This window comes from Asanoa sp. WMMD1127, from assembly GCF_029626225.1.
In the GTDB taxonomy this organism is placed as follows: domain Bacteria; phylum Actinomycetota; class Actinomycetes; order Mycobacteriales; family Micromonosporaceae; genus Asanoa.
The window spans coordinates 2,918,124-2,937,168 of the sequence record NZ_JARUBP010000001.1; the positions used below are offsets into that span (position 1 = coordinate 2,918,124).

Sequence of the window (19,045 nt, forward strand, 5' to 3'; positions counted from 1 at the left end):
GGTGGCATGGCGCGGAATCGACTAGCCCCTGGCCGGCGGACGCTGGCCGTCTTCACGGTGGTGCTGACCGGCCTGGTCGCCGGATCGCTGGCGATCGGCCGCGTGCGCACCGAGGCGCCCACCGCCGCGCCGGCCGCGGCGGTGGCGCCGCCGGCTCCGGCGGACGCGGCGGTCGCGTTGCAGGCGGCGCTCGGCTACCACTCGATCCTGGCGGCCGACATGATGCGCAGCCGACTGCGCGGCGACGAGGACCTGGCCCGGGCGGCCGAGACCGCGGTCGCGCGCAACACCGACGACATGCGCGAGCTCGTCGCCGCGTTGCTCGGCGCCGCGCGGGGCGAGCAGTTCCGGCTGCTCTGGTCCGCCCACGTGGCCGCGCTGGCCAACTACTCGCGCGGCGTGGCTGACGAGGACAACGGCGCCCGCGACGCGGCCCGGGCCACACTGTCCACATTCGAGGGTGACCTGGCGGGGTTCCTGTCCGACGGCTCGCAGGGGCGGCTGCCGCGCGAGGCGGCCAAGGCGGCGGCCTACCTGCACGTCGACCACCTGATGCAGCAGGCCGACGCGTTCGCGGCCGGTGACTACGCCCGGGCGGACCAGCTCTACCGCGAGGGCTACGCGCACACGTTCGCCCTCGGCGAGACCATCGCCACCGCGCTGCTCGGCCCCCGTGCCGCGGCCGCGCTCCGGGCACCGGCCTGGCGGCTGCGGTCCCAACTCACCCTGCTCCTCGGCGAGCACGTCGCCCTGGCCGTGGCGGCCACCCGGGCCGGGGTCACCAACGCGCCGGACTTCGCGGCCGCGGGGGAGGCGGTCAACGCCAACACCCGTGACCTGGCCGGCGCCATCGACGCCCTGTTCGGCGCCGCGGCGGCGCAGCGGTTCCAGTCGCTCTGGGCGGACCATGTCGAGCAGCTGGTGGCGTACACCGGCGGTGTGGCGTCGGGCGATCGTGCGCGCCGCGAGGACGCGGTCGGCCGGCTCACCGGGTTCGAGCAGCAGTTCGCCGCGTTCCTGAGCGACGCCACGGGTGGCCGGCTGCCGGTGACGGCGCTCGCCCGCACGCTGCTGATGCACGACCAGATGCTGATGGCGCAGGTCGACGCCTACGTGGCGAAGCAGTACGAGCAGGCGCACGAGAGCGCGTACGCCACCTACGGGCACATGGGCGAGGTGGCGAGGGACCTGGCCGAGGCGTTCGGTGGCACGGTCGGCGCGCGGCTGCCGACCGGCGGATCGCAGACGGGGCTCGGCGGCATGGCGGGCGCGCATGCGCATGGTTCGCGCTGACGCGCTGCGCGGCAGCGGACTGGTCGCGGTCCTACTGGCGCTGGTGGGGACGCTGACGGCGAGCGCGAGCCAGCCGGTGGCGGTGTCCCCGCCTGTGTCGGGGCCCGCCGTGCCGTTGGCGGTCGACTCGTTCCGGTCCAGCCGCAGCTATTCGGCCGTCGCCCCGCCGGTGCGGCTGCGCATTCCGGATCTGGGCATCGACACGTCGTTGGGCAGGTTGGGCCGCAACCGGGACGGGACCGTGGCCGTGCCGGCGGATCCCGCCCAGGCCGGCTGGTACGCCGAGGGCGCGCGACCCGGTCAGCCCGGGCCGGCGGTGATCCTCGGCCATGTCGACTCCACCGACGGTCCGGGGGTCTTCTACGACCTGACCCGGCTGCGCGCCGGCACCCGGGTGTCGGTGGACCGCGCGGACGGGACGCGGGTCGAGTTCCGGGTGACGGGGCAGCGGCAGGTGGCCAAGACCCGCTTCCCGACCGACCTCGTCTACTCGCCGACGCTCGAACCGTCGCTGCGCCTGGTGACCTGCGGCGGCACGTTCGACCGGACCGTCGGGCACTACCGCGACAACGTGATCGTCTTCGCGGACGCACCCTAGTTCTCGAGGCGCGCGTCGGTGGCGTCCCGGTCGGCGCGGAGCCCCTTCCAGGACGGCTGGCGCAGCTTGGCGTCCGGGGTCCAGGACCGGAAGGCGACGTCGGCGACCAGGACGGGCCGCAGCCACTCGGCGCCGCGGGCGTGCTGGCGGGGCACCGGGCCGTCGAAGGGAGCGCTGGTGGCCTTGAGCTCGGCGAACCGGGACTTGAGGTCGTCGAGCGCCGCCTGCGACAAGCCCGTGCTGACCTGACCGACGTAGACGAGCCGGTCGTTCGCGTCGTACATGCCGATGAGCAGTGACCCGATCTCCCGCCGGCCGGGCTTGTAGCCGGCCACGACCACCTCGGCCGTGTTGGTCAACGGCACCTTGATCCACGCCGGCGACCGCCGCCCCGGCTGGTAGGGCGAGTCGAGCCGCTTGGCGACGACGCCTTCGAGGCCGAGCTCCCGGGCGGCGTCGAGCAGCGCCGGCCCCGCGTCGCCGGTCCAGTAGGGCGGGGTGTCGACCGGATCGCCGGTGATGTCGAGCCGCTGGAGGGCGTCGCGGCGCTCGGCGTACGGCAGCTGGGTGAGGTCTGTGCCGTCGAGGTGGAGCAGGTCGAACAGGTAGAACCGGACCGGCATGCCCTTGATCGGTGTGCTGCTGCGCATCCGCTGCTGGAGAGCGGCGAAGCTGGGCAGGCCGTTGCGCCCGAGCACGACGATCTCGCCGTCGAGCACGGCCTGCCGCCCGTCGAGCATGCCGCGGAGGGCGGCGAGCTCCGGATAGGTCGCCGCCACGTCCTGGTGGTTGCGGGTCAGCAGGCGCAGGTCACCGTCGAGATAGGCGATCGCGCGTACGCCGTCCCACTTGAACTCGAAACCCCAGCCGTCTTCCTCCGTCGGCAGCGGGCCGAGGGTGGCCAGCATGGGCTCGAGCTGGCTGGGCATGCTGGCCTGCTGAGGCTCTTCGGCCGGCGTGGGGCTGTCGTGGGTCGGCGCCACGGCGAGGCCGAACCGGTCACTGACGAGGCGCACGGGCCGCAGGTCGAGCACCGGCCAGGTCGGCGGCAGCGCGACCTCGGCCGCCTTGGGGTTGGCGGTGACGTAGTAGGCCCGGTGGGTCAACGCCGCTGCCACCGCGTGCCCGACGTCGAGGTCGCCGCCGGCGAGCCGGGTCAGCTCGCCGACCTGCCGGAGCTCGTCGGGGTCGGCGTCGCCCAGCGGCAGCAGGACCATGGTGCGGGTGGCCATCAGGTACATGAGCTGCTTGACGTCCCAGTCGTCGGCGAGCGCGGCGAGCGCGTTGGCCAGGCAGACCGCCGGCACACCGACCTGGCGGCCCTCGGCGTTGATCTCGGAGATGAGCTCGGCGGCGCCGATCTGCCCGTGCGCGTAGGCCAGCAAGGCGGACCCGTCGTAGATGGCGGCGATGTCGGTCACGCGGCGCGCCCGCGCCCGAGCATCCGCTTGGCATCGTCGAGCGCGGCCTCGGGAATGGGCCGGGACAATTCGGCCCGCCACCGCGCGCGGCCGGCCTCGGTGACCTCGAACCCGGCGTTACGCAGCACCTCGTCGAGCGTGGGATCAGTCATCCCCTCGCCGTCACGCGCCACACGCCCGGCCACGCCCTCATCCTACGATCAATATGCGCTCCGTCGATACCGTCACTCCGCGCGGTGACCTGCTGGCCGAAGAGCACACTTGAGCGGTGGGTCGTCACGAGTTCGGCGCCGCCGTGCGCCAGTTGCGGGAGAGCACGAAGCCCGCTGCTGTCCTGATGCCGACCGGCCGTCGGCGGGTACAGGGTCTCCGGAGGGAGGAACTCGGCGAGCTCGCGGGGATGTCCGCGGACTACGTGCGCCGGTTGGAGCAGGGACGCAGTCATCCATCGCCGGGGGTCGTGAGCGCCATCGCCCGCGCCCTGCGGGTCGGGCGGGCGGATTACGAGCGGCTGTGCGCGCTGGCCGGGTACGCCGCCGCGGACGGGCAGGTGCCGAACGAGGTCGGTCCGGGTGCGAAGCGCCTGCTGGAGCGGTTCACGGACACGCCGATGTTCGTCTCCGACGCCGCCATGAACGTGATCGCCGTGAACAGCGCTTTCATGGCGCTCAAGCACTGGGATCTCACCGGGGACCCGTGGGACTGGAACGTCGCCTGGCGGACCTTCTGCGATCCGTTCAGCCGTTTCCAGCAGTCCACGGCTGACGCGACCGACCATCAGGCGATCCACGTCGCGCGGCTGAGGAGCGTGCTGTTGCGCTACCCCGGCGACGCGTCGCTGGCCGCTCTGGTGGACGAGATCCGCAGCCGAAGCCCCCTGTTCGACACCCTGTGGCGGGCGCCGCGACCGGTGGATGCCTACGACAGCAGTGCCACGTTCGTCCACCCGGATGCCGGTTCCGTGACGCTCGTCGGCAGCTTGCTCGCCATTCCCGGCGACGATCTGGGGGCTCTGCTGCTCACCGCGGCGCCGGGCTCGGCCGACGCGGCGCGGCTCGCCGAGATCGTGGACGCCGGCGAGGAGCCGGCCATCATCAAGGTGGGCCGAACCGGCCCAGGTTGAGCGCGCCGGATCCTGCGACCTTTGAGACGTCTCCAGCAACGCGAAGACGGAAGCAGGTGCAGCATATGAAGGCAATGCGTTTTCACGAGTTCGGTGGTCCCGATGTCCTGCGTTACGAGGACGTCGCGCAGCCCACTCCTGGCGCCGGTCAGGTCCGGATCCGGGTCGCCGCGACATCGTTCAACGGCATCGACGGCAACATCCGCGCGGGCTACATGCAGGACCCGATCCCGGTCGCGCTCCCACACACGCCCGGCATCGACGTCGCGGGCACGGTCGACGCGCTCGGTGCCGGCGTGGCCGGCCTCGCGGTCGGCGACCAGGTGATCGGCTTCCTGCCGATGACGGAGGCCGGAGCGGCCGCGGAGCACGTCATCGCGCCGGCGGAGATCCTGACGGGGGCACCCAGGAACTTCCCGTTGGTCGACGCGGCGGCGCTGCCCGTGACGGGCCTGGCCGCGTGGCAGGCGTTGTTCGACCACGGCAACCTGACCACCGGTCAGCGACTGCTGATCAACGGCGCCGGCGGAGCGGTCGGCGGGTACGCCGTGCAGCTGGCCAAGGAGGCCGGTGCACATGTGATCGCCACGGCCGGCCCACGCGACGCCGAGCGCGTCAAAGCGATGGGCGCCGACGAGGTGATCGACCACACCACCACGGACGTGACGGCGGCCGTGACCGAGCCGGTCGACCTCGCACTCAATCTGGCCCCGGTTGCTCCGGAGCGGCTGGCCGCGCTGGTCACCCTGATCCGGGACGGTGGCACGCTGGTCAACACCACCGTCTGGATGCCGGCTCCGTCGGACGCGCAGCGCGGTGTGCGCGGCATCGACCTGTTCGTGCGCAGCGACGCCGACCAACTCGCGGACCTGGCCGCTCGCGTCAGCACCGGTGAGTTACGGGTCGAGGTCGCCCAGCGGGTCCCGCTCGCGGAACTGGCGACCGTGCACGCCCAGGCCGCCGCCGGCGCGCTGCCCGGCAAGACCGTCATCGTCGCCCCCACCGCCTGACCGGGACCCCGGTGACGGTGGTGTGCGGGGTGAAGGTTGACATGCCCTATAGATAGCCGTTAGCTATAGACGATCACGGCGAGGGGTGTGCTTCCGGTGCAGGACGTGGTGCTGGCCATGCTGGCCAAGGAGCCGGCGCACGGCTACGACCTGCGCGCCCGTCTGCGTGTCGCGCTGGGCCCGCTCGGCGACGCGATGAACGCTGGGCAGATCTACGTCACGCTGGGCCGGCTGACGAAGGCCGGGCTGGTGACTTCGCGGCGCTCCGACGGCCTGCCGGACCGGCCTGACCGCTGGGTCTACACGCTGACCGCGGCCGGGCAGCAGCGGGTGGCTGCCTGGCTCGCCGAAGTGAGCTGGCCGAAGCCGGACCTCACGGAGTTCCATCTCAAACTCGTGTCCGCCGCGGCGGCCCGGCTCGCCGATCCGGTGGCCCTGGTCGACGCGCAGCGGCGCGAGGTGCTGCGCCGACTGCGCGACGCCCAACGGTCCGCACTGGACCGGTCGGTGGACCCGGTCGCCGGATTGCTGCTGGAGGGTGTCGTGCTGCGGCTGCGGGCCGACCTGGACTGGCTGGAGGCTTGCGAACGCGTGTGGACTGGGCGCGACCGGCGGGCCGAGTCGTGACGGCGCTGCGCGCGCGCCGGCTGACCAGGCAGTACGGCCACGACAGCGGGCTGGTGCGGGCGGTCGACGAGGTCGACCTGGACGTGCCGGCCGGGCAGACGCTCGCGGTCATGGGGCCGAGCGGCTGCGGCAAGTCCACCTTGCTGCACCTGCTCGGCGGGCTGCAACGGCCCACCGGTGGCGAAGTGTGGCTGGCCGACCGGCGGATCGACACGATGAGCGAACGCGCGCTGGCCCGGCTGCGCCGCGACAGCGTCGGGTTCGTCTTCCAGGCTTTCCACCTGATGGACGAACTGACCGCGGTCGAGAACGTCGAGCTGGCCGCGCTATTGGCCGGGCAGTCGCCTGGCCGAGCCCGCAAGCGCGCGCTGTACCTGCTCGACCGGGTCGGGCTGGCCGACCGGGCCACGCACCTCCCCTCGGCGCTCTCCGGCGGCCAGCGGCAACGCGTCGCGGTGGCTCGCGCGTTGAGCAACGAGCCGCTGGTGGTGCTGGCCGACGAGCCCACCGGCAACCTGGACAGCGCCGCCACGCTGGAGGTGCTGCGACTCTTCGAGGACCTGCGCTCGGCGGGACAGACGCTCGTAGTGGTCACCCACGACGCCCGCATCGCTGCCGTGGCCGACCGGGTGATCGCCATGCGTGACGGCGCGCTCGCCGACGACACCCGGCTCGCCGCCGCTGGCACGATCTACAGCGGATTGCGTTGACGTGCTCGGTCGTCTCCTGCTCGTCGGCCGGCTGCTGCTGCGCGACCTGCGCGGGCGGCCCGTCGAAGCGGTCCTGCTGATCGTCGCCATCACCGCCGCCTCCGCCACGCTGACCCTCGGGCTGACGCTCGCCGAGGTCGCCGACCGGCCCTACCAGCAGACCCGCGCCGCCACCGCCGGCCCGGACGTGATCCTGACTCCGCTGGCGACCGGGCCGGCCGCGTTGGACGAGCTGAGGCGCCGGGCCGAGGCGCCGGGTGTCGCCGACCACAGTGGTCCGTTCCCGATCGCCTACCGGACGATGACCGTGCACGGCACGTCGGCACACGTCGTCGTCGAAGGCCGGGACAGCGCGCCCGTGTCGGTCGACCGGCCCGTCGTGACCGACGGGAGCTGGGTGCGACCCGGCGGTGTGGTCGTCGAGCGTGCGTTCGCCGACGCCCTGGGCGTCCGGGCCGGCGACGTGGTCAGCGTCGACGGCCACGCGCTGCGGGTCACGGGGACCGCGGTGACCGCCGCGCGAGCGACCTATCCGTACGCCGGCTGGCACTACCCGGGCAGCGTCCTGGTCGAGCGCGGCGGCCTGATCTGGGTCGACCGTGGCGACATCGAGACGCTCGCGGGCGGCCAGGAGCTGTCGTACACCCTCAACCTCAGGCTCGCCGACCCGGCGGCCAGTGCCGCCTACCGCGTCGGCACCGAGGTGACGACCTGGCAGCACGTCAACCACATGAACGGCCTGCTCTACCGGGACGCGCGTACCGCGCTGCTGGTCGGCAGTTGGCTGCTCAGCGGCATGGCACTGGCCGGTGTCACCGGCATCGTCGCGGGCCGGATCATCGGCCAGCGGCGCCGGGTCGGACTGCTCAAGGCCGTCGGCGCCGGCCCGGCGATGATCGCCGCCGTCCACCTCGCCGAGTACCTCGCGATGGGGCTCGCCGGGGCCGTGATCGGCATCGCGGCGGGCTGGTTCGCCGCACCCTTGTTGATCACCCCCAGTGCCGGGCTCATCGGGTCCGTCACCGCCCACCCGCCGGCCACGCCGACGGTAATCGCGGTGACGGCTTTCGCCCTTACGATCGCGGTGGCCGCGACGCTAGTGCCGGTGGCGCGGGCCGTGGCGACCAGCACCGTTCACGCCCTCGCGGACGCCGCCGCACCACCGCGGCGACGGCGGTGGCGGATCTGGCTGTCGCGAAGGCTGCCGACCGCGCTGCTGATCGGAGTGCGGATCAACGCGCGCCGACCGCGCCGCGCCCGGTTGGTCACCGTCAACAGCCTCATCACCACGACCGCGCTGGTCGGCATGCTCGTGGTCAGCAGGCACGTGGAGCAGTTCGACCTCGGTTACACGGAGCTGGCCAACCCGCGCAGCGAGCGGCGGGACCAGGCGGCCCTCGTCGTCATCGTCGTGCTGTGCGGGCTGGCGCTCGTCAACGCGGTCGTCAGCACCTGGGCCGCGGTGCTCGACGCCCGCCAGCCGCTGGCCGTCGCGCGGACCCTCGGCGCCACCCCCGCGCAGGCCACCGTGGGCCTGGCGGTGGCGCAGCTGCTGCCCGCCGTTCCGGGGGTCGCGGCGGGGATACCGGCCGGGGTCGGGTTGCTCTCGTTGGTCAGCCGCGACGAGGTCTCGTACCCGCCCGGTTGGTGGCTCCTCGCGACCGCGCTCGGGGTGCTGCTCGCGATCGCGGTGCTGACCGCCGTTCCCGCGCTGGCCGCCGCCCGCCGCCCGGTGGGAGACACCCTCCAGGCTTAGGGTCTGTCGCCCTTAGCGATCGGCTGGATGACCTGGGTCTGCCAGGTGGCCGGGTCGGGATGGTCGCCGGGGTCGGTCAGGTAGATCTCCCGCGGCGGCCCGCCGGCCCGGTGCCCTTCGGCGTCGAGCCAGCGCTCGATCGCGGCGTAGGTGTCCGGCAGGGTGTCGTAGGGTCCATGGTGGATGGTCACCGCGGCGGGCCCGGCCGGAATGGTCAGCAGTTCGAGGTCGTCGTCGAGCGGCCCCGACGGCGCCGCCGCGACCGGGAACCCGGCCTCGAGGAGCACCGTGCCCATGCCCATCTCGGGATAGCGGGTGAACGGCGGTCCCGCCAACGCCACCGCCTCGCGCTGCGCGAACGCGAAGACCGCCGGAAGAACCTCCCCGAGCGCGGCCGCGATGGCGTCGCGGGCGACCCGCCGCCGGATCACCAGCGCTTCCATGGACGGTTGATCGGCAAGCGTTATGTCAAGGTCCACAATGTTCCTCCGAAGGATGCTCATGCGGTAGAGGCCGACACACGGTGCGGCCGCCACGGACGTGGCCGCGTGGACGACGGCGTCGCCGCCCTCGCGAAAACCGCGCTCCCGATAGGCCCGCGGCGTCGTGCCGAAGTGCCGCCGAAACGCCCGGGTGAACACCTCGTGGCTCGCGAACCCCCGCGCCCGCGCGATCCCGGCGATCGACCGTTCGGTCGACAACAGGTCCGCGGCGGCCCGGACGAGCCGAACCCGGGTGGTGTACGCCTTCGGCGTCTCACCGGTCAGCGCCCGTAGCCGCCGGTGCAGGTCGAACCGGGACCGGTGCGCGGCCCCGGGCGAGCACCGACAGCGACACGTCCCCGTCGCTCCGGTTGGCCAGGGCCAGCAGGCGCAACAGCTCCGTCATGCCGCTCAACGTACGCGAACGGCGGGGCCACGCGCCTTGACGAATCTTGCGCAACCGTCTCGACCGCGGTGAGGGCAGCCCTACTGTCAACCGGCAAGCTGACGGGATGGGGGCGGCGCGGGTCGATGCCTAGCGTCAATGGCATGACTACCGCCATCGTTTCCAGCCCGGTCCCGACCACCACCGCGCATCGTGGCATCGTCCGTCAACTGCTGACCGACTCCGCGTACGCCATCGTGGGTTTCCCGCTCGCCGTCGTCGGGTTCGTCGCCGTCGTGGTCGGCCTGACGGTGGGTGCCGGCCTGATCGCCATCGGCGTCGGCCTGCCGGTCCTCGCGGGAGCGCTGCTGCTCGCCCGCGGCCTCGCCGACCTCGACCGGGTGACCATCGGCCGGGTCGTCCGCCGGCCGGTGATCCGACCCGCCTACCGGGCCGCCGCAACCGACGCCGGACCGGTCCGACGCATGCTCACCGTCATCGGCGACGGCCAGTCCTGGCTCGACGCCCTGCACGCGATGATCAAGTTCGTCCTGTCGATCTTCGCGTTCGTGGTCACGGTCACCTGGTGGGCCGCCGCGCTGGGTGGCGTCTTCTCCTGGGCATACGACTGGGCCATTCCCCGCAGCCCCGGCAACACCGACCTCAACACCCTGATCGGCCTGGGCAGCGGAACCGGGCCACGCCTGCTCCTGCACACTGCCATCGGCGTGTTCGCCCTGCTCACGCTGCCGTTCGTGGTGCGGGGCGTGGCGCTGCTCCAGGCCGGCGTCAGCAAGACGATGCTGTCCGACGTGGCCGCGCTGCGGAGCACGACCGCCACCGTCGCAAGCCCCGCCGAGCAGCGCCTCACGCAGGTCACCATGGAACTCGCCGCAGCGCGACGGGACCTTCGCTAGCATGCCCGATCCGCTCAGGACCTGACCGCGGAGGCCGGAACAAGGCCTTCGCGGTCAGTCGTCGCATTGACGGCGGGGTACGGTTCGCGAGTGACGTTCGGGCGAGGGCGGGTCACCCGGCGTTCCGGGATGACGCCGAGGCCGCCGGCGTCCGGGCCGAGGGGGAGCGGCTCCTCGCCCTGGCCCAGGCCGGCGCGCCGCCGTTCGACGGCCGGTAGCTCGAGTTCCAGCCCGATCCGGCGTGGGACGCGACGGCACTGCCGCACTGGTGGGAGCTGCCCGCGACCGCGACCTGCTGGGGACCCGACTACTTCCGACCAGGATGGCTGACGTGATCGATGCCGAGCTGGTGGGGTTCTGGGACACGCGGCCCTACGACTACGGCGTCATGGAGTCCAGCTCGCTGGTGCTGAAGGCCGACGGCACCGGCTGGACCGAGTGGAGCAACGCCGCGCGGGCGATGTCGGTGAGCAGGTTCACCTGGGACTGCCCGCGGGCCGGCACCCTCGAGCTGCGCTTCACCACCATCATCTCGGGGTCCTGGGCGCCGGGTCAGGCCGGCCTCGCGTCCATTGAGGACCACAGGTCCGACGACACGGTGCTGCGGACCACCTATGCGATCGACCGCGACTCGACTGACATGGTCGACAGCGATTTCGCTGCCATCCACTTCGGACAACCGATCGAGTTCAGCCACGACTACGGGCTCGTGCGACGCGACATCCACGCCGGCGACGACCCGGAAGCCTGATTCCTCAGCGGTGCCGCACGTCGAAGCCCATGGTGCCGAGCACCTTGACCGCGCCCGTACGGCCGCCCTCGAAGTCGCCCGAGGCCAGGCGTTGGCCGGTCGCGAACTCGTACGCCGTGCCCAGGATCGCCTTCGGCGGGTAGCGGCGGTCGCCGTCCACGAGCTCGTACGTCGTCGTCGGGGCGAAGCCGTGCTCGGCGAAGAAGCGGTCCGGGCCCAGCCGGTCGTACTCCTTCATCGCGCGCTTGACGTCCTTGTCGGAGACCTGGTTCCAGGCGGGTGTGGTCATCGGATCGTCCTTTCCAGGAAGCGGTCGACGAGGCCGGCCACGGTCGCGAGCTGGCTCTCCAGCAGGAAATGGCCGCCGTCGATCAGGTGGATCTCGGCGTCGTGCGCGTCGGCGGCGAACGCCTCGGCGCCGGCCGGTGCGAAGATGCCGTCGTTGCGGCCCCAGACCGCCAGCACCGGCACGCCGCTGTCGCGCAGGTAGGCGTGCAGCTTCGGGTAGAGCGCCACGTTGCCCGCATAGTCCGCGAACAGCCGCACCTGCACCGCGTCGTTGCCGGGGCGTGACACCAGCGCGTGGTCATGCTGCCAGGTGTCCGGGCAGACGACGCTTTCATCGGGTACGCCGTGCAGGTACTGCCAGCGGATCATCTCGAGCGTGAGGGCCTGGCGGACACCGGCCTCGGTGGACGGAGACGGGTCGGCCCAGAAGTCGCGCACGGGCGCCCAGAACTCGTCGACGAAGCCCGACTCGTAGCCGTTGCCGTTCTGCGTCACGATCGCCGTCACCGCGGCCGGGTCGGCGATCGCCAGCCGCCACCCGATGGGCGCGCCGTAGTCGTGCACGTAGATCGCGTAGCGGCCGACGCCGAGCTCGCGCAGCAGCCCGCGGGTCAGGTCGGCCAGCGCGTCGAAGGTGTAGTCGAACTCGTCCGCCGGTGGCGCGTCGGAGAAGCCGAAGCCGAGATGGTCCGGCGCGAGCACGTGGTAGCGCGTCGCCAGCAGCGGGATCAGGTCGCGGAACATGTGTGAGCTGGTCGGGAAGCCGTGCAGCAGCACCACCGTGGGCGCGTCGCGCGGTCCGGCCTCCCGGTAGAAGAGCCGCCGGCCGTCGACCTCGACCTGCCTGTAGTGAACGGTCATTTTTCTAACCCCCGTCAGAGCCATAGGCGGTTACATCTAGCCACCCTCCACCGATCCGACTAACCTGTCAACAGGTTCGCGGAGGTTAGGTGCGGAAAATGTCGGACGAGGATCTGCTGCTCGCCATACTCAACAGCACACCGGTCGTCGACGGAGAGCGGCTCGACGCGCTCGCCGATCCCGCGGCGGCCCGCGACTGGCTGATCCAGGCCGGCGGCCGCGGCACCCGGCGCGAGCGCCAGCACGTCCTGGCCGCCCGCGACGCCCTGCAAGCGGTGATCCGCGGCGAGGCGCCGCCGGACACACTGGCCCCGCTGCTCACGGGTGTCACGCTGGAGCCGGCGATGACCCCCGACGGCATCACCTGGAACGCCGACGTCCCCGCCGACCGCGACCTGGCCGTGCGCGCGATCCTCACCTGGGACGCCCTGGCCAAGCAGAGCCCGGGGCGGCTGCGGCCGTGCGCCAACGACGAGTGCCGGCTCTATCTGCTCGACCGCAGCCGCACCAACACGGCTCGCTGGTGCTCGATGGCCATCTGCGGCAACCGGATGAAGGCGCGCCGCCACTACCAGCGGGCCCGCGCGGCAACCAGCTAGAACAGCAGGTCGGCCGCCCGACGCAGGACGTCGCGGCGCGGGTGGGCGCCGTGGTCGGCGGCGAGGAAGTGTTCGCCGATCGCGAGGCAGAACGCGAGCAGGGCGCGGGCCTCGACGTCGGTGGGGTCGGCGTGCAGCGTGCCGATCAGCTCGCGCAGCAGGCCCATGCGGCGGTTGTCGACCCGGCGCAGGCGCTCGGCCACCGCCGGGTCGCGGCGACCCCAGTCGCGTACCGCCAGGTCGATCGGCAGCAGCCGGTCGCTCGAGAAGGTGAGCCGGCCGGCCCGCGTGATCATCGTGCGTGGGTCGCCGCCCTCGCGCTCGACGCGGTCGAGCACCTCGTCGGTGCTCTCCCGCTCCCACGTGTCGAGCATGGCCTCCAGCAGCGCTTCCCGGTCGGCGAAGAACCCGTAGAAGCCGCCCTTCGTCACGCCCAGCCCTTTGGCCAGCGCCTCGATCCGCACGGCGTCGGGGCCGCCGTCGGCCAGCGCGCGCAGGCCGGCCTCGATCCACTGCTCCCGCGTCGTGCGCAGCGCGCCCATCCTCTGCCACCTTCTATATACGCCACCGTATAACAGCGCTAAGCTGAGGTTATACGGTAGCGTATATCCTGGGAGGCGCGGCGATGGACTACACCGACGAGTTCAGCCTGGCCACGACGGCCGAAGCGACCCCCGAGCAATGGGCGCGTGCCATGTTCGGCGACGTGCCCAGCCTCGGCGAGATTTTCATCTGGCGGGTAGTGCTCGGCCTCCGCCTGCGCCCCGAGCGCTCGCCCGAGACCGTGGCCGGTTGGGTGATCGACGCGCGCGGCGACGACTGGATCCGGCTCGTCGCCGACTCGTGGCTCATCAGCGCCAACCTGGTCGTCCACGCGCGCGCCGGGTCGGTGTCGCTGACGACCATCGTCCGGTACGCGCACCGCGTCGCCCAGCTCGCCTGGCCACCGCTGTCCACCGTCCATCGTGGACTCGTGCCACGGGTGCTGCGCGCCGCGGACGCCCGGATCAGAGCGCGGCAGCCAGTCGCGCCAGATGGTCGGCAACCGGCCCGGCGGTGAGCATCCCGCTGCCGGCGCCGGCCAGCTCGCCGGCGGCCGGCAGCAACGCGGCGTGCGCGCGGGCGATCCGCTCACGGTCACCCACGCGGATCGCGGCCCGACCGACCAGACACCAGAGCGCCTCCTGCACCAGATCCGGCGGCGGATCCGGCGCCTTCCGCAACGCGGCCGCGGCCGCATCCACCCGCGTCAACAGCAAGGGCCGAACCCAGGGCAGGTACGGCCCCCAACCTCCATCACTCGATCCGTCCGCGGTCAGGTCCAGCGGCTCGTCGTGCCAGAGCCGCAAACACAGCAAGGACAAGGGAAGCAGGCCCTGCTCGACCCCCGGCATCCCGGCGCCGCGCAAGCTGTCCGCCGCACTGCGGTAGGCCGCCTCCGCCGGCGCGCCGCCGGCCGCGAGCTGCAACGCCGCGTACCAACCCGTGAACGCGCCCACCAGGGGCCGCCCGTGCCGTGCGGCGAGGCGGTCCGCCGCCGCCGCGTGCTCGTCCGCCGCCGCGAAGTCGCCGACCGCGGACCGGGACTGCAACCGCACCAGATGGCCGAGGATCTCGAACGACGCGAGCCCGTGCCGGGCCGACAGGTCGACCAGCTCCACGCCGACCCGGTCCCGCTCCGGCGCCAGCCCGCACCGCTCGAAGGTCTGCAGGTAGACCCCGTTCAGCGCGAACGCGAGCAGCCCGTGGTCACCCAGCCGGCGGGCGATCCGCTCGGCCTCCTCGGCCGCCGCCCGCCCGCGTGGGTCACCGGTGCCGCGCGACTCGACCGCGATCGTGGCCAGCAGCCGGGCCCGGACCGACTCCGGCGCGGCCGGCGGCAGGGCGGCCAATGCCCGCGCCGCGGCGGCCACGACCCCGGCGGCCTGCGCGGGGTCGTCGGAGCGCGGCCAGCTGGCGGGCACGTCGTAGCCGCCGATCACCCGCGCGGTCAGCTCCGGGTCGCCCAGCCGCTCCGCCGCCTCGATCGTGGCCAACCGCTGGCCGCGCGCCGCCTCCAGCCCACCGCCGACGGCCAGGCCGCGCAGCAGGTCCACTGTGGATTCCAGTCGGGCGGGGGCGGCGGACGACACGGTGCGGTCGTACGCCGCCGCCACCGTCGACCACACGCCCGGCGCCTCGGGCGGCCCCGCCTGCTGGAGGATGTCGGTCTCCAGGCGGCGCAGCTCCGGGCCGGGGTCGATGCCGAGCTGGTCGCGCAGCAGGTCGCGGGCCCGGCGCAGCACCGCGAGGGCGTCGGCCTGCCGCTGGGCCCGCCACAGCGCGGATGCCAGCAGCCGCCAGGCGTTCTCCCGCCACGGGTGCGCGGCGACGTGGGCGTCGAGGTCGGGCACGGCGTCCGCGGCCCGGCCGGCGGCGAGCAGCGCCTCGGCGCGCAGCTCGACGGCGTGCAGCCGGAGCTCCTCGAGCCGGGCCCGCTCGGCCCGGGCCCAGGGCTCGTCCAACCCGGCGTACGCGGGCCCGCGCCACCAACCCAGCGCCGCCTCCAGCCGATCCAGCTCGGGCCGCGCCTCGACCGCCGCCTCGAACCGCCAGGCGTCGACGGCGTCCGGCTCCGCGCGCAGCGCGTACCCCGGGCCCTCGGTGACCAGCAGCGTCGGTGCGGTGCGGGGTGGCCGGTCGGGCTCCAACGCCCGGCGCAGGGCCGCCACGAAGGTGCGGACGGCGCTCACCGCGCCCGCCGGTGGGTCCTCCCACAGGTCGTCGACCAGCCGGGTGACCGGGACCACCCGGCCGCGGGCGGCGAGCAGGCGGCCCAGCACGGCGCGATGCCGGGGCCCGCGCAGGTCGACCGGCACGCCGGTCGTCGACCAGGCGACGACCGGGCCGAGTACGCCGAAACCGACAGGCACGCAGGTCAACGTAGCGCGCTCATCGGTTGCTCATCCGCCATCGGCACGCTTGGCCTCGACCGATCAGGAGAGGACCTTTGATCATGAGTACGATTCCCGGCTTCACCCCGCACCGCGTGCCCGTGGACGGTGACGTGGCGCTCTCGGCCGCGGTGGGCGGTTCGGGTCGCCCGATCGTGCTGTTGCACGGCTTCCCGCAGACCCACCTGATGTGGCGGCACGTCGCCGCGGATCTGGCCGCCGACCACACGGTGATCTGCCCCGACCTGCGCGGCTACGGCGACAGCGACAAGCCCGCGGCCCGGTCGGCCGACACCTACTCGAAGCGCACGATGGCCGCCGACGTGGTCGCGCTGGCCCGGGCGCTCGGCCACGAGCGGTTCGCCCTCGTCGGCCACGACCGGGGCGCGCTGGTCGCGTTCCGCGCCGGCCTCGACCACCCGTCGACGATCACCCATCTGGCCAGCCTCGACGTGCTGCCGACGCTGGACATGTGGGACGTGCTGCACGGCGTCGACGCCGCCGTGGCGTACCACCTCTATCTGATGGCGCAGCCGCCCGGCCTGCCGGAGCGGATGATCGAGGCCAGCGCGGACGCGTTCTTCGGCTCGTTCCTCGACGCCTGGGCGGGGGACCAGGGCGCGGTCCCGCCGGAGGTACGCGCGCACTATCTGGCTGCCTCCCGCGCCGCGGTGCCGTCGATCGTGGCGGACTACCGGGCGTCGGCGGGCATCGACGTCGCGCACGACCGGGCGGACCGGGCCGCGGGGCGCCGGCTGAGCATGCCGGTCACGGTGGTGCAGCAGGACTGGGGCGCGGCGCTCGGCTACGACGCGGCGGCGCTGTGGGGGGCCTGGGCGCCGGACCTGGTGCACCGCACGACCACCGCCGGCCACTTCATGGCCGAGGAAGCGCCGGGCGAGATTGTCAAGGCCGTACGCGAATTGGTGAATCGCTGAACCCGATCGGGGTCCGCCGCACACGGCGTCCGTCGTGCCTGCCCCGGATCCGGCCCTACGGTGGACGGCGATGCCGTAGGGAAGGGGTCACCACCCGTGCGCGAGGTTTCGGAGTCTCCGGAGGATTGGCAAGAGGACGAGGTCGACGGTGATTCGCTGCCGACCGTCCACCGACGGGTGATGCTGACCGACCTGCCGCCGAGTGGGTTGGCCGACATCGCCCGCCGGCTCAAGCTGTCGAGGCCGGATCCACTTCCGGAGGCGGCGGTACGCACGGAGCCCGGCCCCGACCTCCCCAACCGGGTGGAGTCCCAGGCTGACCGCGCCCGCCACGCGGAACCGGACCCCGAGCCGCCGACGGTCCCGATCCCGGACCCGCGCACCGACCCCGACCTCCTGACCGCAGCCGACTTCGACCACGACCTCGGTGGCGGTGTGCCCGCCGAGCCCGACCCCGAGGTCGCGCCCGGCACGCCCGAACCGGCGCACCGGGCAGCCGAGCCGGCGCTCGAACCGCCACCGGTGCTGTCGATCGAGCCCATTCCGCCGTTCCCGCCCGACGATCCTGGGCCATGGCTACGGACCGAGCCGGATGCGACCCCCGAACCCGATGCCGACGTCCAGCCCGAGCCGCAGCTCATGCTCCGGGCCGACCCGCCACCGGACCCGGCGACCGGGCCGGTGCTGGCCGGCCTGCCGGTGGCCGAGCTCAACGAGCTGGCCACCACCCTCTTCCAGCGGGTCGTCGACGGACCGGCCGACGCGTGGCGGCAGCCGGCCGAGGCCGAGCTGCCGGCCACCGAGGAGCTCTACGACCACCTCTGCCGGGCCGAGGTGCGCCGGATCGACGCGTTCGTCTATCGGGTCGACGGCCAGAAGCCGGTGGTGGTCGTGCGGCCCTCCACCGCTCCGGCGGAGGCCCGCACGTTGCGCCGGATCGTGCGCCGGACCGACGTGTGGATCGGCGTGCCGATCTCGACGGTCCTGCACCCACCGACCGACCTGCTCGACGCCGTCTACTACGCCACCGACGGCACCTAGTCGATAAAGATCGACTTCTTCTGGCTCTCGACGCTCTTCAGGATGGTGGCGGCGTCGCCGGGCTTGCGGATGAACTCCTGGAACGCCGGGATGATGACCGTCGACGCGAAGTCCGGCCGGGTGTCGCGGTCGAGGAACTGGGCGATGTTCTTGGCGCTGCCGACCAGCTCTGCCGACTTCTTCTGCAGCGTCGAATAGGCGCTGGTGTCGGCCTTGGTGTTGGACGAGATGAACGGCTCGCCGAGCTTGCTGGCCTCGGCCGCCGCGGCCGGGCTGGCCAGATAGGCCAGCAGCTTCTTGGCGCCGCCCTCGTTGTCGGGCTCGGCGCTCATGCAGAAGCCGTCGATCGGCGCGTCGATGGCGTCGGACCCGATCGCCGGGTCGACCGCCGGGAAGGTGAACAGGTCAACGTCCTCCCGCTCGTTCTGCGGGAACTGGTCGATGAGGAACGTGCCGAGCAGGTACATGCCGGCCTTCTTCTGCTGCAACGCCTGCGCGGCCTCCTGCCAGGTGCGGCCGAGCGAGTCCGGCTGGTGCAGCGGCAGCAGCTGGGCCCAGGTGTCGAAGACCTTCTTGACCTCCGCGCTCTCCCAGGACCCCTTGCCGGCCATCAGGTCGATGTGGAACTGGTAGCCGTTGATCCGCATGTTGAGGATGTCGAACGTGCCCATCGCGGGCCAGCCGTCCTTGTCGGCGAACGCGATCGGCGCGAGCCCGTCGGCCTTCATCTTGTCGGCCAGCGTGGCCAGCTCGTCGAGCGTGGTGGGCGGGGTGTAGCCGCGCTCGGTCCAGACGCTCTTGCGATAGAACATCGCCCACGGGTAGTAGGACTGCGGCACGAAGTATTGCTTGCCGTCGTCGCCGGTCGACGCCGTCTTGAACGAGTCGGCGACCCCGTCGAGCGGCCACACGTCGCTGATGTCGCCGATCAGCCCACGCCGGGCGAAGAACCGCATCCGGTAGCCGGCGAACCAGGAGAACACGTCGTCCGGGTTGCCCTGCAGGTAGTTGTTGATGTTCTCCTGGAACGTGTTGTGGTCGATCTCGTTGAGCTTGACCGTGAACCCCGCGTTCTTGGCCTGGAAGTCGGCCACCGCGGCCTGCCGCTGCTTGGCGAACGTCGAGCCGACCTCGTTGGACCCGAACGTCACCTGCCCGCCGCTCTCCCCGCCCGACCCGCCGTCGTCGTCGGAGCCGCAGGCGGCGAGGGCGGGCGCGGACGCCAGGGCGGCGGCGCCGAGGAGCACGGATCGTCGGGGCACGGGCATGCCGAAGAGTGCCGGGGAAGGGGACTGCTGTTTCATCTGATCCT

General features: G+C 72.8%; 22 protein-coding genes. 13 read left to right on the forward strand and 9 right to left on the reverse strand.

What is annotated here, in order from left to right; translation table 11 throughout:
- Positions 1 to 6: 6 nt before the first annotated feature.
- Positions 7 to 1,293, forward strand: coding sequence for a hypothetical protein (locus O7635_RS13965; RefSeq protein WP_278080838.1), 1,287 nt, complete (start codon positions 7 to 9; stop codon positions 1,291 to 1,293).
- On the forward strand, positions 1,274 to 1,891 hold the full coding sequence (locus O7635_RS13970; RefSeq protein WP_278080839.1) for a class F sortase: 618 nt from the start codon (positions 1,274 to 1,276) through the stop codon (positions 1,889 to 1,891). The genes O7635_RS13965 and O7635_RS13970 overlap by 20 nt, the downstream gene beginning before the upstream one ends.
- Here the strand turns inward: O7635_RS13970 and ligD are convergent.
- Together ligD and O7635_RS13980 are read right to left on the reverse strand one after the other, a co-directional pair.
- The gene (gene ligD, locus O7635_RS13975) at positions 1,888 to 3,312 is read right to left on the reverse strand and encodes a non-homologous end-joining DNA ligase (RefSeq protein WP_278080840.1); all 1,425 of its coding nucleotides are present in this window, start codon (positions 3,310 to 3,312) and stop codon (positions 1,888 to 1,890) included. The two genes, O7635_RS13970 and ligD, sit on opposite strands and share 4 nt — an antisense overlap.
- A complete protein-coding gene (locus tag O7635_RS13980) occupies positions 3,309 to 3,497 on the reverse strand; it encodes a hypothetical protein (protein ID WP_278080841.1) in 189 nt (62 codons plus the stop codon). Before O7635_RS13980 ends, ligD begins: the two co-directional genes overlap by 4 nt.
- Positions 3,498 to 3,580: 83 nt before the next feature.
- Here O7635_RS13980 and O7635_RS13985 point away from each other — a divergent pair, with 83 nt between their 5' ends.
- From O7635_RS13985 to O7635_RS14005, 5 genes are all read left to right on the forward strand, one after another.
- A complete protein-coding gene (locus O7635_RS13985; protein WP_278080842.1) occupies positions 3,581 to 4,435 on the forward strand; it encodes a helix-turn-helix transcriptional regulator in 855 nt (284 codons plus the stop codon).
- A 74-nt stretch (positions 4,436 to 4,509) separates the two neighbouring features.
- A complete protein-coding gene (locus tag O7635_RS13990; RefSeq protein WP_347405280.1) occupies positions 4,510 to 5,445 on the forward strand; it encodes an NADP-dependent oxidoreductase in 936 nt (311 codons plus the stop codon).
- An 87-nt stretch (positions 5,446 to 5,532) separates the two neighbouring features.
- On the forward strand, positions 5,533 to 6,072 hold the full coding sequence (locus tag O7635_RS13995) for a PadR family transcriptional regulator (RefSeq protein WP_278080844.1): 540 nt from the start codon (positions 5,533 to 5,535) through the stop codon (positions 6,070 to 6,072).
- Positions 6,069 to 6,782 (forward strand): ABC transporter ATP-binding protein, encoded by a 714-nt coding sequence (locus tag O7635_RS14000; protein ID WP_278080845.1) that lies wholly within the window; start codon positions 6,069 to 6,071, stop codon positions 6,780 to 6,782. The genes O7635_RS13995 and O7635_RS14000 overlap by 4 nt, the downstream gene beginning before the upstream one ends.
- Before the next feature lies 1 nt (position 6,783).
- Entirely contained in the window at positions 6,784 to 8,538 is a 1,755-nt protein-coding gene (locus O7635_RS14005; RefSeq protein WP_278080846.1) for an FtsX-like permease family protein, read from the forward strand.
- Here O7635_RS14005 and O7635_RS14010 read toward each other — a convergent pair.
- Together O7635_RS14010 and O7635_RS14015 are read right to left on the reverse strand one after the other, a co-directional pair.
- Positions 8,535 to 8,981, reverse strand: coding sequence for a GyrI-like domain-containing protein (locus tag O7635_RS14010; protein WP_278080847.1), 447 nt, complete (start codon positions 8,979 to 8,981; stop codon positions 8,535 to 8,537). The two genes, O7635_RS14005 and O7635_RS14010, sit on opposite strands and share 4 nt — an antisense overlap.
- Before the next feature lie 313 nt (positions 8,982 to 9,294).
- Complete coding sequence (locus tag O7635_RS14015) at positions 9,295 to 9,426, reverse strand: hypothetical protein (protein WP_278080848.1); 132 nt, start codon at positions 9,424 to 9,426, stop codon at positions 9,295 to 9,297.
- Positions 9,427 to 9,569: 143 nt separating this feature from the next.
- Between O7635_RS14015 and O7635_RS14020 the strand changes: the two genes are divergently transcribed.
- Positions 9,570 to 10,322, forward strand: coding sequence for a sensor domain-containing protein (locus O7635_RS14020; protein WP_278080849.1), 753 nt, complete (start codon positions 9,570 to 9,572; stop codon positions 10,320 to 10,322).
- Positions 10,323 to 10,653: 331 nt separating this feature from the next.
- Entirely contained in the window at positions 10,654 to 11,073 is a 420-nt protein-coding gene (locus O7635_RS14025; protein ID WP_278080850.1) for a hypothetical protein, read from the forward strand.
- A 4-nt stretch (positions 11,074 to 11,077) separates the two neighbouring features.
- On the opposite strand, the gene O7635_RS14030 is transcribed toward O7635_RS14025, so the two are convergent.
- Positions 11,078 to 11,362, reverse strand: coding sequence for a hypothetical protein (locus O7635_RS14030; RefSeq protein ID WP_278080851.1), 285 nt, complete (start codon positions 11,360 to 11,362; stop codon positions 11,078 to 11,080).
- Positions 11,359 to 12,222, reverse strand: a complete 864-nt coding sequence (locus O7635_RS14035) for an alpha/beta hydrolase (protein WP_278080852.1) — start codon at positions 12,220 to 12,222, stop codon at positions 11,359 to 11,361. The genes O7635_RS14030 and O7635_RS14035 overlap by 4 nt, the downstream gene beginning before the upstream one ends.
- Positions 12,223 to 12,320: 98 nt before the next feature.
- On the opposite strand from O7635_RS14035, the gene O7635_RS14040 reads away from it, so the two are divergent.
- On the forward strand, positions 12,321 to 12,821 hold the full coding sequence (locus tag O7635_RS14040; protein ID WP_278080853.1) for a CGNR zinc finger domain-containing protein: 501 nt from the start codon (positions 12,321 to 12,323) through the stop codon (positions 12,819 to 12,821).
- On the opposite strand, the gene O7635_RS14045 is transcribed toward O7635_RS14040, so the two are convergent.
- Complete coding sequence (locus tag O7635_RS14045; RefSeq protein WP_278080854.1) at positions 12,818 to 13,363, reverse strand: TetR/AcrR family transcriptional regulator; 546 nt, start codon at positions 13,361 to 13,363, stop codon at positions 12,818 to 12,820. The genes O7635_RS14040 and O7635_RS14045 overlap by 4 nt on opposite strands.
- An 83-nt stretch (positions 13,364 to 13,446) precedes the next feature.
- Here O7635_RS14045 and O7635_RS14050 point away from each other — a divergent pair, with 83 nt between their 5' ends.
- The gene (locus O7635_RS14050; RefSeq protein WP_278080855.1) at positions 13,447 to 13,881 is read left to right on the forward strand and encodes a hypothetical protein; all 435 of its coding nucleotides are present in this window, start codon (positions 13,447 to 13,449) and stop codon (positions 13,879 to 13,881) included.
- On the opposite strand, the gene O7635_RS14055 is transcribed toward O7635_RS14050, so the two are convergent.
- The gene (locus O7635_RS14055; RefSeq protein ID WP_278080856.1) at positions 13,829 to 15,733 is read right to left on the reverse strand and encodes a BTAD domain-containing putative transcriptional regulator; all 1,905 of its coding nucleotides are present in this window, start codon (positions 15,731 to 15,733) and stop codon (positions 13,829 to 13,831) included. The two genes, O7635_RS14050 and O7635_RS14055, sit on opposite strands and share 53 nt — an antisense overlap.
- An 83-nt stretch (positions 15,734 to 15,816) precedes the next feature.
- On the opposite strand from O7635_RS14055, the gene O7635_RS14060 reads away from it, so the two are divergent.
- Both O7635_RS14060 and O7635_RS14065 read left to right on the forward strand, forming a co-directional pair.
- A complete protein-coding gene (locus tag O7635_RS14060) occupies positions 15,817 to 16,692 on the forward strand; it encodes an alpha/beta hydrolase (RefSeq protein WP_278080857.1) in 876 nt (291 codons plus the stop codon).
- 96 nt (positions 16,693 to 16,788) lie between these two features.
- A complete protein-coding gene (locus tag O7635_RS14065; RefSeq protein ID WP_278080858.1) occupies positions 16,789 to 17,733 on the forward strand; it encodes a hypothetical protein in 945 nt (314 codons plus the stop codon).
- On the opposite strand, the gene O7635_RS14070 is transcribed toward O7635_RS14065, so the two are convergent.
- Entirely contained in the window at positions 17,730 to 19,037 is a 1,308-nt protein-coding gene (locus O7635_RS14070; RefSeq protein WP_278080859.1) for an ABC transporter substrate-binding protein, read from the reverse strand. The two genes, O7635_RS14065 and O7635_RS14070, sit on opposite strands and share 4 nt — an antisense overlap.
- Between the last annotated feature and the right edge of the window lie 8 nt (positions 19,038 to 19,045).

Excerpts from the sequence above, each read along its gene's own strand:
- O7635_RS13965 (WP_278080838.1), top strand. The coding sequence starts at position 7 with ATGGCGCGGAATCGACTAGCCCCTGGCCGGCGGACGCTGGCCGTCTTC.
- O7635_RS13970 (WP_278080839.1), top strand. The coding sequence starts at position 1,274 with ATGCGCATGGTTCGCGCTGACGCGCTGCGCGGCAGCGGACTGGTCGCG.
- O7635_RS13990 (WP_347405280.1), top strand. The coding sequence starts at position 4,510 with ATGCGTTTTCACGAGTTCGGTGGTCCCGATGTCCTGCGTTACGAGGAC.
- O7635_RS14010 (WP_278080847.1), bottom strand. The coding sequence starts at position 8,981 with ATGGAAGCGCTGGTGATCCGGCGGCGGGTCGCCCGCGACGCCATCGCG.
- O7635_RS14015 (WP_278080848.1), bottom strand. The coding sequence starts at position 9,426 with ATGACGGAGCTGTTGCGCCTGCTGGCCCTGGCCAACCGGAGCGACGGG.
- O7635_RS14020 (WP_278080849.1), top strand. The coding sequence starts at position 9,570 with ATGACTACCGCCATCGTTTCCAGCCCGGTCCCGACCACCACCGCGCAT.
- O7635_RS14030 (WP_278080851.1), bottom strand. The coding sequence starts at position 11,362 with ATGACCACACCCGCCTGGAACCAGGTCTCCGACAAGGACGTCAAGCGC.
- O7635_RS14035 (WP_278080852.1), bottom strand. The coding sequence starts at position 12,222 with ATGACCGTTCACTACAGGCAGGTCGAGGTCGACGGCCGGCGGCTCTTC.
- O7635_RS14040 (WP_278080853.1), top strand. The coding sequence starts at position 12,321 with ATGTCGGACGAGGATCTGCTGCTCGCCATACTCAACAGCACACCGGTC.
- O7635_RS14045 (WP_278080854.1), bottom strand. The coding sequence starts at position 13,363 with ATGGGCGCGCTGCGCACGACGCGGGAGCAGTGGATCGAGGCCGGCCTG.
- O7635_RS14050 (WP_278080855.1), top strand. The coding sequence starts at position 13,447 with ATGGACTACACCGACGAGTTCAGCCTGGCCACGACGGCCGAAGCGACC.
- O7635_RS14060 (WP_278080857.1), top strand. The coding sequence starts at position 15,817 with ATGAGTACGATTCCCGGCTTCACCCCGCACCGCGTGCCCGTGGACGGT.
- O7635_RS14070 (WP_278080859.1), bottom strand. The coding sequence starts at position 19,037 with ATGAAACAGCAGTCCCCTTCCCCGGCACTCTTCGGCATGCCCGTGCCC.